Raw genomic sequence first — 13744 nt, forward strand, 5'->3', positions numbered from 1 at the left:
GCATCGGAACCACGCGGTGACGTGGTGCCGATGCACTTCGGTTGTGCGCCGCCGCGGGTGGCCGTGGGTGGGCCGGCGCGGCCGGGACAGGCCGCAGCCGCGCCGCGGCGCGCAGCCGCCGCTACGGCTTCGGGTCGACCGCCGGGTGGGCGGGCGTGGCCGCCGCCTCGGCGTCGGCTTCGTGCTTGGCCTTCCGCGCGTTCCGCAGGTAGGTCAGCGCCATCGGCACGACGGTCACGACGACCGCGGCCAGCAGGATGATGTCGATGTACTCGCGGACGATGTGGGCCACGAACGGGATGTAGCCCAGGACGTACCCGAGGAACGTCACGCCGACGCCCCAGATCACGGCGCCGATCGCGTTGTACAGCGAGTACTTCTTGTAGTTCATGCGGCCGACGCCCGCGGCGATCGGCGCGAAGGTGCGCACGACCGGCACGAAGCGGGCCAGGATGACGGCGGCGGGGCCGAAGCGGTGGAAGAACGCGTTGGTGCGGTCGACGTTCTCCTTCGAGAACAGCCCGCTCTCCTTGCGCTCGAAGATCGGTGGCCCGGCCTTCTTGCCGATGTAGTACCCGAGCTCGCCGCCGAGGAACGCCGAGGCGCCGATCATCAGCGCCGCGACCCAGACGGGGATGCCGCCGATCTCGCCGCCCCGGTCGAAGGCGAAGAGGCCGGTGATGACGAGGAGGCTGTCCCCGGGGAAGATGAAGCCGATGAGCAGCCCGGTCTCGGCGAACACGATCGCGCACACGACGAGCACGGCGATGGCCCCGAAGTGGTCGAGGATGTACTGCGGATCGAGCCACGGGATCAGGGCGAGTGCGACGGAGTGCATGGTTCTTCCGGTCGAGCGAGCGGGACACGGGGGAGTGTCCCGCAGGACGAGGGTACCGTCCGCGGGTGTCGCGACCATCCGCCGTCGGTATGACATCCGTCGGGCACCGCGACGCCGAGACGCCGGGGGATGGGGCAGGGCTGGGGCTGGGGAGGAACCGGTGCGGAAGGAGGGACTCGAACCCTCACGCCTGGGGCACAGGAACCTAAATCCTGCGTGTCTACCGATTCCACCACTCCCGCGAGCGACGGCAGTCTACCGACAGCGGCCGTCCGACCGCGGTGTCAGCGCAGCTGCCGGGGCAGGTACCGCGGCACGTACCGGAGCAGCACGCCGGCGCCGATCAGGCCGAGCACGCCCATCACCCCGCTGGCGACCGCGATCGACGCCACCGCCGTCACACCGGCGATGAGGAGCGGCGCCGCGGCCGAGCCGAAGTCGCCGGTGAACCGCCACGCGCCGAGGAACGGCGCCGGGTCGTCGCGCGGGGCGAGGTCGGCGCCGAGGGTCATGAGGATGCCCGACCCGACGCCGTTCGCGAGCGACATGGCCATCGCGATCGCGACGAACCAGCCGACGCGGGCGTCGAGGTGGCCGCTCCAGGCGAGCAGGAAGTAGCTGATGCTCAGCCCGAGCATGCAGGGCAGTGCGCTCGCCAGCCGCCCCCAGCGGTCCATGATCTGGCCGCTCGTGTAGAACAGCGCGAAGTCGACGGCGCCCGCGATGCCGATGACGAGTGCGGCCGTCGAGTCGTCGAGCCCGACGCTCACCGCCCAGAGCGGCAGGATCACCTGGCGTCCGGCCCGCATCGCGCCGATCAGTCCGGCGCCGCTGCCGAGGCGCAGCAGGACGGCCCGGTTCGCGCGGATGGTGCGGAACAGGCCGTGCGCCTCCTTCTCGACGAAGACCGCACCGGTGTCGGTGGACGGCTCGGTCGCGTCGGTCGGCCGGGAGGCCCGTGCCGGCAACCGCAGACCGCGCGCGCCCGTCGCCGGGTCGCGCAGCACCAGGAGCACGGTCGCCGCCGCCAGGCAGCACACGACGTGGATCCAGAAGGCGCTGCGGGTCGCGCCGGTCACGTGGATCACGCCGGCGGCGACGAAGGGGCCGACGAAGTACCCGAAGCGGAACACGCCGCCCAGGCTGGACAGGGCCCGCGCGCGGATCCGCACCGGGATCGCGGTCGTCATGTAGGCGTGCCGGGCCAGGGCGAAGACGGCGGTGGAGACGCCGACCAGGAACACGCCGAGCGCGAGGACCCAGGCGTTCCCGGCCGTCGTGCAGACGACGAGGCCGCCGACCGACACCAGGGCGGCGCCGATCATCGCGTTCCGCTCGCCGATGCGGGCGACGACGATGCCGGAGGGGACGTCGCCGATGAGCTCGCCGACCAGGATGAGCGACGCGACGAAGCCGGCGAAGGCCAGGCCGGCGCCGAGCGAGTCGGCCGCGATCGGGATGATCGGGATGATCGCGCCCTCGCCGATCGCGAACAGCGCCGCGGGCAGGAAGCCCGACAGGAGCACGGACCGGAAGTCGAATGAGTCGTTCGGGGTCGTGGCCATCGCCCGACCAACGGTACGCCAGCGGTACCGGTCCGGCCGCGGGTTACCCTTGGTGCATGCGTGTTCTGGCGGCGATGAGCGGTGGGGTCGACTCGGCGGTGGCAGCCGCCCGAGCGGTCGACGCCGGCCACGACGTGGTGGGCGTGCACCTCGCGCTGAGCCGGATGCCGGGCACCCTGCGCACCGGCAGTCGCGGGTGCTGCACCATCGAGGACTCGATGGACGCCCAGCGCGCGGCGTCCGCCCTCGGCATCCCGTACTACGTGTGGGACTTCTCGGCCCGGTTCAAGGAGGACGTCGTCGACGACTTCGTCGCCGAGTACCAGGCCGGCCGCACCCCGAACCCCTGCATGCGGTGCAACGAGCGCATCAAGTTCGCCGCGCTGCTCGAGAAGGCCCTCGCGCTCGGCTTCGACGCCGTCGCGACCGGGCACTACGCCTCGATCGTCACCGGTCCGGACGGCTCGCGCGAGCTGCACCGGTCGGCCGCATGGGCGAAGGACCAGTCCTACGTGCTCGGGGTCCTGACCGCCGAGCAGCTGCAGCACGCGATGTTCCCGCTCGGGGCGACCCCCTCGAAGGACGAGGTCCGTGCCGAGGCCGCCGCCCGTGGGCTGACGGTGGCGCAGAAGCCGGACTCGTACGACATCTGCTTCATCCCGGACGGCGACACCCGCGGTTGGCTGGCGGACCGCGTCGGCACCGCCCCCGGCGAGGTCGTCGAGCGCGACGGCACGGTCGTCGGATCGCACGAGGGCGCGACCGGCTACACCGTCGGGCAGCGCCGCGGCCTGTCCCTCGGGCGCCCGGCACCGGACGGCAAGCCCCGGTTCGTGCTCGAGATCCGCCCGAAGGACAACACCGTCGTGGTCGGCCCGAAGGAGGCCCTGGCCGTCGCGTCGATGTCGGGCTCGCGCTTCACGTGGGCGGGCACGGCCCCGGCCGACCCGGCGACGCCGTTCGCCTGCGACGTGCAGATCCGCGCGCACGCCGACCCGGTGCCCGCGACCGCGCGGGTGCAGGACGACGTGCTGGTCATCGACGTCGACGAGCCGCTGCACGGGGTCGCCCCCGGCCAGACCGCGGTGGTCTACGTCGGCACGCGGGTGCTCGGCCAGTGCACCATCGACAGCACGGTGAGCGCCGTCCCCGTCGACGCCTGACCCCGCCGCTCCCGGGGCACACGTCCGCTGCACGTCGCGTCGGTGGCGCACGGTAGAACTGATGCCATGAGCGAGACCGACGCGACGTTCGAGACCATCGACCCCGACGGGCTCGACGCCGCCCAGGCCGCGCGCGAGGTCGACCGGCTGCGGGCACGCATCAACGAACTGCGCGAGGCGTACTACCAGGGCGAGAACGGGTCACCGGCCGCGGATGCCGACTACGACGCACTGGTGCGCCGGCTCGACGCGATCGAGCAGCGGTTCCCGGAGCTCCTGACCGAGGACAGCCCGACCCAGACCGTCGGGGGGCAGGCGCAGACGACGCAGTTCGCGCCGGTCGAGCACGCCGAGCGGATGCTCTCGCTCGACAACGTCTTCAGCCCCGACGAGCTGACCGACTGGGCCGTCAAGGTGCAGCGCGACGCCGGTGCCGAGCGCGTGCGGTTCCTGACCGAGCTGAAGATCGACGGCCTCGCGATCAACCTGCGCTACGAGCACGGGCGGCTCGTCTCGGCGGCGACCCGCGGCGACGGCGTCGTGGGCGAGGACGTCACCGGCAACGTGCGGACGATGGGCACGATCCCGGACCGTCTGTCGGGCACCGGCCACCCGCCCCTGGTCGAGGTCCGCGGCGAGATCTTCTTCCCGGTCGCCGAGTTCGACGAGCTCAACGCGAACCAGCGCGAGGCGGGGGAGCGCGTGTTCGCGAACCCGCGCAACGCCGCCGCCGGCTCCCTCCGCCAGAAGGAAGAGGGCAAGTCCGAGGCGAAGCGCGCGCTCATGGTCGACCGGCTGCGGCGTCTGCGGATGCTCGTGCACGGCATCGGCGCGTGGCCGGTCCGCGAGCTCGAGCAGCAGACCGACGTCCGGAGCCAGTCCGAGGTGTACGAGCTGCTCGACACGTGGGGGCTGCCGACGAGCAGCCACTACCGCGTGTTCGACACCATCGACGAGGTCAACGGCTTCGTCCGGACCACGGGTGAGCGCCGCTCCGCCGTGGAGCACCAGATCGACGGCGTCGTGGTGAAGGTCGACGACCTCGCCCTGCACGAGGAACTCGGCTCGACGTCCCGGGCGCCGCGGTGGGCGATCGCGTACAAGTACCCGCCGGAAGAGGTCCACACGAAGCTCCTCGACGTCGTGGTGAGCGTCGGTCGCACCGGCCGTGCCACGCCGTTCGCGGTGATGGCCCCGGCCGAGGTCGCGGGGTCCGTGGTGCGCCAAGCCACCCTGCACAACCAGCAGGTCGTCAAGGCCAAGGGCGTGCTCATCGGCGACACGGTCGTGCTGCGGAAGGCCGGCGACGTCATCCCCGAGGTCCTCGGCCCGGTGGTCGAGCTCCGGGACGGCTCCGAGCGCGAGTTCGTCATGCCGACCCACTGCCCGGAGTGCGGCACCGAGCTCGCCCCCGCGAAGGAGGGCGACATCGACCTCCGCTGCCCGAACGCCGAGAGCTGCCCGGCGCAGGTGCGCGGCCGGGTCGAGCACATCGCGTCGCGCGGGTCGCTCGACATCGAGGGACTCGGTGAGGTCGCCGCCGCGGCGCTCACGCAGCCGCTCCGCCCGGAGACCCCGCCGCTCGTCACCGAGGCCGGGCTGTTCGACCTGACGATGCAGGACATCGTCCCGATCGAGGTCATCGTCCGCGACGCCGAGACCGGCATGCAGAAGACCGACGACGACGGCACGCCGAAGCGGGTCACCCCGTTCAGCCGTGCGCGCAAGAAGACCGACCCGCCGTTCGACCCCGAGGCCCGCGGTGCGGACTACACCGGCGAGCCGAGCCGGTACCCGTCGAAGAACGCGTTCGAGATGCTCGCGAACATCGACGCCGCCCGGACGAAGCCGCTGTGGCGGATCCTGGTCGGCCTGAGCATCCGGCACGTCGGACCCGTCGCGGCGCGTGCCCTCGCGAACCACTTCGGGTCCCTCGACGCGATCCGGTCGGCCTCGCGCGAGGACCTCGCGGCCGTGGACGGCGTCGGCGGCATCATCGCGGACGCCCTGCTCGACTGGTTCGAGGTCGACTGGCACCGCGAGGTCATCGACCGGTGGACCGCGGCCGGCGTGCAGTTCACCACCCCGGACCACCCGGGCCCCGGCGGCGCGGTCGCCGAGGGCGGCGTGCTCAGCGGCGTGACGGTCGTCGCGACCGGCTCGCTCGAGGGCTACACGCGCGAGGGCGCGCTCGAGGCGATCATGACCGCCGGCGGCAAGGCGGCGTCGAGCGTGAGCAAGAAGACCGACTTCGTCGCCGCCGGTCCCGGGGCGGGGTCGAAGCTCACCAAGGCCGAGCAGCTCGGGCTCCGGATCATCGACGCGGCGCAGTTCCACCTGCTCGTGACCGAGGGCCCGGGCGTCCTGCCGGATCCGGAAGCGGAGTCGGGCACGGACCAGGAGTCGACCGAGGAGGACACCACCGCCTCGGACGCCTGACGCCCGCCCGTCCGCAGACCGATCCTCCCCATTTCGGGGGACAAGTTGCATCTGGCACGAGCGTTCGTCAGCATCCTCCGTAGAATCGGTCGGGCATCACCCGTCGTCTGCAGGGAGCCGGCGGGAAGGCCTTCCCGGGGGAGACCCGAATGCTGCTCGTCGCTGCTGCGCTGTTGACCGCCTCGATGCACTCGCTCGGAGTGGTCGAGACACCGAACGTGCCTCCGACCCCGCCGCCGACAGCGGTCGTCGCCGTCGCGCCCGTCGCCCCGGTCACCGCCGACGACGCGGCGACCGCGCACGGCCGCCGGATGCTCGACGACCTCGTCGCGCTCGCGCCGGCCGACCTCCGGCACGCACAGGACGACGCGCGCCTGGTGGCGACCGTGCAGGACGACCCGCCGTCGGCGGTCGACGTGATCCGGTGGTGGGCCGGGCTCGGCGACGGTGCGCGGCAGTACGTCGAGCAGACCGCGCCGGCGGTGGTGGGGAACCTCGAGGGCGTGCCGTACGCCGTGCGCGACCGGGCGAACCGGACCACGCTGGACCGCGCGCTCGCGGCGGCCGACGGGGACGACGGGTCCGCCACGGTCCGGATGCTCGGCAAGGTCCGGGAGTCGCTCGTGCAGCAGCCCGGCGATCCGCAGCGCTTCCTCGTCACCCTCGACACCCGTGGTCCGGGGCGCGCGGCGATCGCGATCGGTGACCTCGACACCGCGACGGACGTGACCCTGGTGGTGCCGGGCATGTTCTTCACGGTGTCCGGGCAGATGGTCGACTTCACCGCCACCGCGAACGACCTGGCCGCCGAGCAGGCGTCGCTGGTCCCGCTCGCGGTGCACGGCGACCGGTCGGGAGTCGCGGTCGTCGCGTGGATGGGGTACCGCACGCCGGACCTGTCGAACATCCTGTCGCTGCAGCTCGCCGAGACCGGGGCGGGCCGGCTCGAGCGCGCCGTCGACGGCCTGCGCCACGTGCGGGACGGCGACCAGCCGCGGCTCAACCTCGTGGCGCACTCGTACGGGTCGACGACGGCGATGATGGCGCTCACCTCGGGGCGCATGAGCGCCGACACCCTGACCGTGCTCGGCTCGCCGGGCAGCGACGTCCGTTCTGCGTCCGACCTCGCCGTGCCGCACGGGCAGGTCTTCGTCGGCAGCGCGCACAGCGACCCGATCGCCGGCTCCGGGTACTTCGGCACCGACCCCGGCGAGGCGTCCTTCGGTGCGACGGTCCTCGACCTCCGCACCGCGACGCACGGACAGGGCACGACGGCGGTGTTCCGACGACCGGTCGGCCACAACGACTACCTGAAACCCGGCACGGCCTCGCTGCACGACGTCGCGCTCATCGGGGTCGGGCGCGGGGACGTCGTGCGCGACCAGGCGCAGGGCGGATCGTCGCGCGGCGACGGCGTCACGGTCTCGCCGGACGTGTTCCTCGTCCGTCCGCAGGACCTGCAACCCCGCGACTGACGGACCGCACCGGTGCGCGGGCCGGCACCGGGCTGCGGGCACCCGCGACGTGACCGGATCGTGACCCGCGGCCGACGTGCCGGGGCCGCGCCGGGCATCCCGACCGGATCGGCGAGCCCGCGCGGATCGCGGGCCGCTCGGACCGGTGGCTGGACGGCAACCTGTGCGCCGCCGCAGCCTGCACTCGTTCCACGGCAGAACGGTTCCAGCCCGCCTGCCTACCGTGCACCCATGCGAGTGGTGCGTTGGCCTGGGGCCCTGTTGGTCTTCGTGGTGATGTCGGTGCTGGCGGGCATGCTCGTCACGGTCGCGTTGACGCCCGCGGTCGCCGTCGCCGGCGAGAGCGCGTCGGGCGCGGCGGCGTTCTTCGAGGACCTGCCGAGCTACCTCGACGTGCAGACCCCGCAGCAGGTCTCGTCGGTCTACGCGACGAAGGACGGCAAGCAGGTCAAGATCGCGTCCTTCTACGCCGAGAACCGCACGAACGTGACGTCCCACCAGATGGCCGACTCGCTCAAGCAGGCGGCCATCGACACCGAGGACCCGCGGTTCTACGACGAGGGCGGCATCGACCTGCTCGGCACGGTCCGCGGTGCCGCGGCCACCGTCGTCGGCGGGGACGTGCAGGGCGGGTCGAGCATCACGCAGCAGTACGTCAAGAACGTGCTCGTGCAGCAGTGCGAGCAGCTGACCGGCAGCGACCAGGCCGCCACCGAGGCGAAGGTGGCCGCGTGCTACCAGGACGCCGCCGGCGTCACCCCGCAGCGGAAGCTGCAGGAGATGCGGTACGCGATCGCGGTCAACAAGAAGTACACGAAGGACCAGATCCTGACCGGGTACCTCAACATCGTCGGGCTCGGCGGGCGGGTCTACGGCGCCGAGGCCGGTGCGGAGTACTACTTCGGCGTGCACGCGGCGGACCTGTCGCTCGTGCAGTCGGCCACGCTCGTCGCGATCCTCAACAACCCGTCGAACCTGCGCATCGACCGGCCCGCTGACCGGGACAACGGGCAGGCGGACGGGTACGCGGCGACGAAGGAGCGCCGCGACTACGTGCTCCGCCGGATGCAGGCGCACGGGTCGATCACGACGGCACAGATGACGACGGCGATCGCGACGCCCGTCACGCCGAGGATCACCGAGACCGCGAACGGCTGCTCGACCGCCGCGACGAAGTTCGACGCGGGCTACTTCTGCGACTACGTCCGCGACCAGGTGCTCCGGGACCCCGCCTTCGGCAGGACCGCGGCCGCACGCATCGCCACCCTCGACACGAAGGGCCTGCAGATCCACACCTCGCTCGACCTCGACGTGCAGGCGCAGGCGCAGAACGCCCTGTCGACCTACGTCCCGGCGACGATGGCGGGGGTCGACCTCGGCGGGTCGAACGTCACCGTCGAGCCGGGGACCGGTCGGATCATGTCGATGGTGCAGAACACGGCCTACACGCAGGCCGACACGACCACGCCCGGCACGACGGCCGTGAACTACAGCGCCGACGCCGCCTCCGGCAACTCCGGCGGGTTCCAGACCGGCTCCACGTACAAGGTGTTCACGCTGGCCGAGTGGCTCGCGAGCGGGCACACGCTGTCCGACTCCGTCACGACGTCCGAGCACCAGTTCGAGAACGCCGAGTTCACGAACAGCTGCCAGAACGTGGCCGGCGGCGTCTGGAACGTGGCGAACGCCGAGGCCGTGCCCGCGTCGATGACCGTCGCCGCCGCGACCACCGAGTCGATCAACACCGCGTACGCGCAGATGGGCAAGCAGCTCGACCTGTGCCGGATCGCCCAGCTCGCGCAGTCCATGGGCATCCACCGCGCCGACGGCGCACCGCTCGGCCAGACCCCGTCGTCGATCCTCGGCGTCAACGAGCTGTCGCCGATCGACCTCGCCGAGGCCTACGCCGGCTTCGCGAACGGCGGCATCGTCTGCACCCCGATCGCCATCGACTCGGTCACCGAGGCCGACGGCACCGCGATCACGCCGACGCCGTCGTCCTGCACCCGAGGGGTCGCGGCGGACGTCGCGGGCACCGTCGACTACGCGCTGCAGGGGGTCCTGAGCGGGTCCGGCACCGCCGCGCTGGCGAACCCCGGCGACGCGGTCCCGAAGTTCGCGAAGACCGGCACCACCGACGGCGACGTGCAGAACTGGCTGGTCGCCTCGACGACGAAGTACACGAACGCGACCTGGATCGGCAACGTCCAGAACGCGGTGTCGCTCGCGCAGGTCCCGTTCCCGCGCGGCACGACCGGGTACAGCGCCAAGTTCGGGGTCGGGAAGGCGATGATGACCTACCTCGACGGTGCCGTCGGCGGCGGAGCGCTGCCGGCTCCGGACCCGGCGATGATCGGGAACGCGTCGAGCGGGTCCGCGGCCCAGCAGGCGTCCGGTGCGGCGGCGGGGGCCGGTGGGTCGGCCGCGTCGGGCGCGTCCGCGGGGTCCGGTGGGTCGCGTGCGTCCGGTGCGTCGGCTGTTCCGTCGCCTGCGGCGACCGCTGCCCCTGCCGCCCCTGCCGCCCCCGCTGCTCCGGCTGCTCCTGCGACGGCGGCACCTGCCGCACCGGGTGCGGCTCGCGGTCGGCACTGACGCCCGGCCGGGAGGCCCGGTGCCGGTCCGGTGGGCGGCCCGCGGTCGGTGCGGTGCAGGTCCGGCGCGGGTCCGGCGCTGGTCGTCGTGCCGGTGCTCGGCGCGGACACTCGGCGTGGGCCCTGAGTGCGGGTCGTGCGTCGGTCGGGGCGCTGGCCGCGGGTCGGTTCTCCACAGGCGGGCGGGACTGCGCGGTGGTGACGCGGGGTCGGCAATAGACTGGTCCGCATTCCACGAACCGATCGACGGAGCACCATGCCTGACATCACGAGCGAGCAGGTCGCCCACCTGGCGAACCTCGCACGTATCGCACTCACGCCCGACGAGATCGAGAAGCTGACCGGGGAGCTGTCGCACATCGTCGACAGCGTCGCCCGTGTGGCCGAGGTCGCGACCGACGACGTCCCGCTGACGAGCCACCCCGTGCCGCTCGGCAACGTCTTCCGCCCCGACGTGGTCGGCACGACGCTGACCCAGGAGCAGGCGCTCTCCGGGGCGCCCGACTCCGACGGCGAACGGTTCCGTGTGACGGCCATCCTGGGAGAAGAGCAGTGACCGACGACATCACCCGCCTCAGCGCCGCGGCGCTCGCCGACGCCCTCGTGGCGCGCGACGTCTCCAGCGTCGAGGCCACGCAGGCCCACCTCGACCGCATCGCCGCGGTCGACGGCGACGTGCACGCCTTCCTGCACGTCAACCAGAACGCCCTCGCGGTGGCGAAGTCGATCGACTCGCGCCGCTCGGCGGGCGACGACCTCGGCCCCCTCGCCGGCGTGCCGATCGCGGTCAAGGACGTCCTGTGCACGCAGGACATGCCGACCACGTCCGGCTCGAAGATCCTCGAGGGCTGGGTGCCCCCGTACGACGCGACGCCGGTCGCGAAGCTCCGTGCCGCCGGCCTGGTGCCGCTCGGCAAGACGAACATGGACGAGTTCGCGATGGGCTCGACCACCGAGTTCTCGGCGTTCGGCCCCACGCACAACCCGTGGGACCTCGACCGGATCCCCGGCGGCTCCGGCGGTGGCTCCGCAGCCGCCGTCGCCGCGCACGAGGCGCCCCTCGCCCTCGGTTCCGACACCGGTGGGTCGATCCGGCAGCCCGGTGCCGTGACCGGCACGGTCGGCGTGAAGCCGACGTACGGCGGGGTCAGCCGCTACGGCTCGATCGCGCTGGCGTCCAGCCTCGACCAGGTCGGTCCGGTCTCCCGCACGGTCCTCGACGCCGCGCTCCTGCACGACGTCATCGGCGGGCACGACCCGCGCGACTCCACCTCGATCCCGGACGCCTGGCCCTCGATGGCCGCTGCGGCCCGCGAAGGCCTGCAGGCGGACACGCTCCGCGGCCTGCGGGTCGGCGTCGTGAAGGAACTCGCCGGCGGCGACGGCTTCCAGGCCGGCGTCACGCAGCGCTTCCAGGAGACCGTGGCCCTGCTCGAGTCGGCCGGTGCGGTCGTCGTCGAGATCGACGCCCCGTCGTTCGCGTACGCCATCAGCGCGTACTACCTGATCCTGCCGGCCGAGGCGTCGTCGAACCTCGCCAAGTTCGACTCGGTGCGCTTCGGGCTCCGCGTCACGCCGGAGAACGGTGCCACCGTCGAGGACGTCATGGCGGCCACGCGCGAGGCCGGCTTCGGCCCGGAGGTCAAGCGCCGCATCATCCTCGGCACCTACGCCCTGAGCGCCGGATACTACGACGCCTACTACGGCTCGGCGCAGAAGGTCCGCACTCTCGTCCAGCGCGACTTCCAGGCCGCGTTCGAGCAGGTCGACCTGCTCATCAGCCCGTCGGCCCCGACGACGGCGTTCCCGATCGGAGAGCGCATCGACGACCCGCTGGCGATGTACCTCAACGACCTCACGACGATCCCGGCGAACCTGGCCGGCGTCCCCGGCATGAGCATCCCGAACGGCCTCGCCCCCGAGGACTCGCTGCCCGTCGGCGTGCAGCTCATGGCACCGCAGCGCGAGGACGCCCGGCTCTACCGCTACGGCGCCGCCCTCGAGCGGCTGCTCGAACAGCAGTGGGGTCGCCCGCTCATCGACAGCATCCCGGACCTCGACCAGTCTCAGCAGTCCGCTGCGCAGGAAGGTGTGATCTGATGGCGCAGAAGGACGCGCTCATGGACTTCGACGAGGCGCTCGAGCGCTACGAGCCGGTGCTCGGCTTCGAGGTGCACGTCGAACTCGCGACGAAGACGAAGATGTTCTCGGACGCTCCGAACTTCTTCGGTGGCGAGCCGAACACGAACGTCACGCCCGTCGACCTCGGTCTGCCCGGGTCGCTGCCGGTCGTGAACGAGCAGGCCGTGCGCTACTCGATCCAGCTCGGGCTCGCGCTCGGCTGCTCGATCGCCGAGTCGTCGCGGTTCGCCCGGAAGAACTACTTCTACCCGGACAACCCCAAGAACTACCAGGTCTCGCAGTTCGACGAGCCGATCGCCTTCGAGGGCGAGGTCGAGGTCGAACTCGCCGACGGCACGATCTTCAACGTCCCGATCGAGCGCGCCCACATGGAGGAGGACGCCGGCAAGCTCACGCACGTCGGTGGCGCCACCGGTCGCATCCAGGGCGCCGAGTACTCGCTCGTCGACTACAACCGCGCCGGTGTGCCCCTGGTCGAGATCGTCACGAAGCCGATCGTCGGCGCAGAGCACCGCGCCCCCGAGCTCGGTGCCGCGTACGTGCAGGTCATCCGTGACCTCGTCCGTGCGCTCGGTGTCTCCGAGGCCCGCATGGAGCGCGGCAACCTGCGCTGCGACGCGAACATCTCGCTGCGCCCCCGCGGCCAGGAGAAGCTCGGCACCCGCACCGAGACGAAGAACGTCAACTCCTTCCGCGCCGTCGAGCGTGCGATCCGCTACGAGATCCAGCGCCAGGCCGCGATCCTCGCCGCCGGTGGGACGATCACGCAGGAGACCCGGCACTGGCACGAGGACACCGGCCGCACGTCGTCCGGCCGTCCGAAGTCCGACGCCGACGACTACCGCTACTTCCCGGAGCCCGACCTGCTGCCCGTGGTGCCGGACCCCGCCCTCATCGAGGAGCTCCGTGCGTCCCTGCCCGAGGCCCCGGTGGCCCGGCGTCGTCGTCTCAAGGGCGAGTGGGGCTTCGCGGACCTCGAGTTCCAGGACGTCGTCAACGGCGGGCTGCTGGACGAGGTCGAGGGGACGGTCGCCGCAGGTGCCGCACCGCAGGCCGCGCGCAAGTGGTGGACCGGTGAGATCAGCCGTGTCGCGAACGCGCAGGACGCCGCCCCCGGCGACCTGGTGTCGCCGCAGCACGTCGCCGAGGTCATCGCGCTCGTCGAGTCCGGCGACCTGACCGACCGCCTGGCGCGCCAGGTGCTCGAGGGCGTCATCGCGGGCGAGGGTTCGCCGGCGCAGGTCGTCGAGTCCCGCGGGCTCAAGGTCGTCTCCGACGACTCGGCGCTCACGGCAGCGGTCGACGAGGCCCTGGCAGCGCAGCCCGACGTCCTGCAGAAGATCCGCGACGGCAAGGTGCAGGCCGCCGGCGCGATCATCGGTTCGGTGATGAAGGCGATGAAGGGCCAGGCCGACGCCGCCCGCGTGCGCGAGCTCGTCCTGGAGCGCGCGCAGCAGTCGTAGTCGCCACCGACGACGGACAGGAGGCGCGGTGCCAGCTGGCACCGCGCCTCCCGTGCATCCTGGGGACG

At 72.3% G+C, this 13744-nt stretch carries 9 protein-coding genes and 1 tRNA gene; 7 read left to right on the plus strand and 3 right to left on the minus strand.

The window, feature by feature from the left end; genetic code table 11:
• Positions 1-121: 121 nt before the first annotated feature.
• From DEI99_RS04805 to DEI99_RS04815, 3 genes are all read right to left on the minus strand, one after another.
• A complete protein-coding gene (locus DEI99_RS04805) occupies positions 122-838 on the minus strand; it encodes a DedA family protein (protein ID WP_111042857.1) in 717 nt (238 codons plus the stop codon).
• 161 nt (positions 839-999) lie between these two features.
• Positions 1000-1080 (minus strand) — tRNA-Leu (locus DEI99_RS04810).
• A 42-nt stretch (positions 1081-1122) separates the two neighbouring features.
• A complete protein-coding gene (locus DEI99_RS04815; protein WP_111042858.1) occupies positions 1123-2403 on the minus strand; it encodes an MFS transporter in 1281 nt (426 codons plus the stop codon).
• Positions 2404-2459: 56 nt separating this feature from the next.
• Here DEI99_RS04815 and mnmA point away from each other — a divergent pair, with 56 nt between their 5' ends.
• From mnmA to gatB, 7 genes are all read left to right on the plus strand, one after another.
• Complete coding sequence (gene mnmA, locus DEI99_RS04820; RefSeq protein WP_111042859.1) at positions 2460-3566, plus strand: tRNA 2-thiouridine(34) synthase MnmA; 1107 nt, start codon at positions 2460-2462, stop codon at positions 3564-3566.
• A gap of 66 nt (positions 3567-3632) precedes the next feature.
• Positions 3633-6005: an NAD-dependent DNA ligase LigA gene (ligA, locus tag DEI99_RS04825; protein ID WP_111042860.1), complete on the plus strand. Its 2373-nt coding sequence runs from the start codon at positions 3633-3635 to the stop codon at positions 6003-6005.
• 149 nt (positions 6006-6154) lie between these two features.
• The gene (locus tag DEI99_RS04830) at positions 6155-7480 is read left to right on the plus strand and encodes an alpha/beta hydrolase (RefSeq protein ID WP_111042861.1); all 1326 of its coding nucleotides are present in this window, start codon (positions 6155-6157) and stop codon (positions 7478-7480) included.
• Between the two features lie 231 nt (positions 7481-7711).
• Positions 7712-10072, plus strand: a complete 2361-nt coding sequence (locus DEI99_RS04835; protein ID WP_284180951.1) for a transglycosylase domain-containing protein — start codon at positions 7712-7714, stop codon at positions 10070-10072.
• 255 nt (positions 10073-10327) lie between these two features.
• Entirely contained in the window at positions 10328-10627 is a 300-nt protein-coding gene (gatC, locus tag DEI99_RS04840) for an Asp-tRNA(Asn)/Glu-tRNA(Gln) amidotransferase subunit GatC (protein WP_071263282.1), read from the plus strand.
• Entirely contained in the window at positions 10624-12171 is a 1548-nt protein-coding gene (gatA, locus tag DEI99_RS04845; RefSeq protein ID WP_111043007.1) for an Asp-tRNA(Asn)/Glu-tRNA(Gln) amidotransferase subunit GatA, read from the plus strand. The genes gatC and gatA overlap by 4 nt, the downstream gene beginning before the upstream one ends.
• Positions 12171-13676, plus strand: a complete 1506-nt coding sequence (gatB, locus tag DEI99_RS04850) for an Asp-tRNA(Asn)/Glu-tRNA(Gln) amidotransferase subunit GatB (protein ID WP_071263276.1) — start codon at positions 12171-12173, stop codon at positions 13674-13676. The genes gatA and gatB overlap by 1 nt, the downstream gene beginning before the upstream one ends.
• Positions 13677-13744 lie beyond the last annotated feature (68 nt).

It is taken from the genome of Curtobacterium sp. MCLR17_036 (genome assembly GCF_003234445.2).
In the GTDB taxonomy this organism is placed as follows: Bacteria; Actinomycetota; Actinomycetes; order Actinomycetales; family Microbacteriaceae; genus Curtobacterium.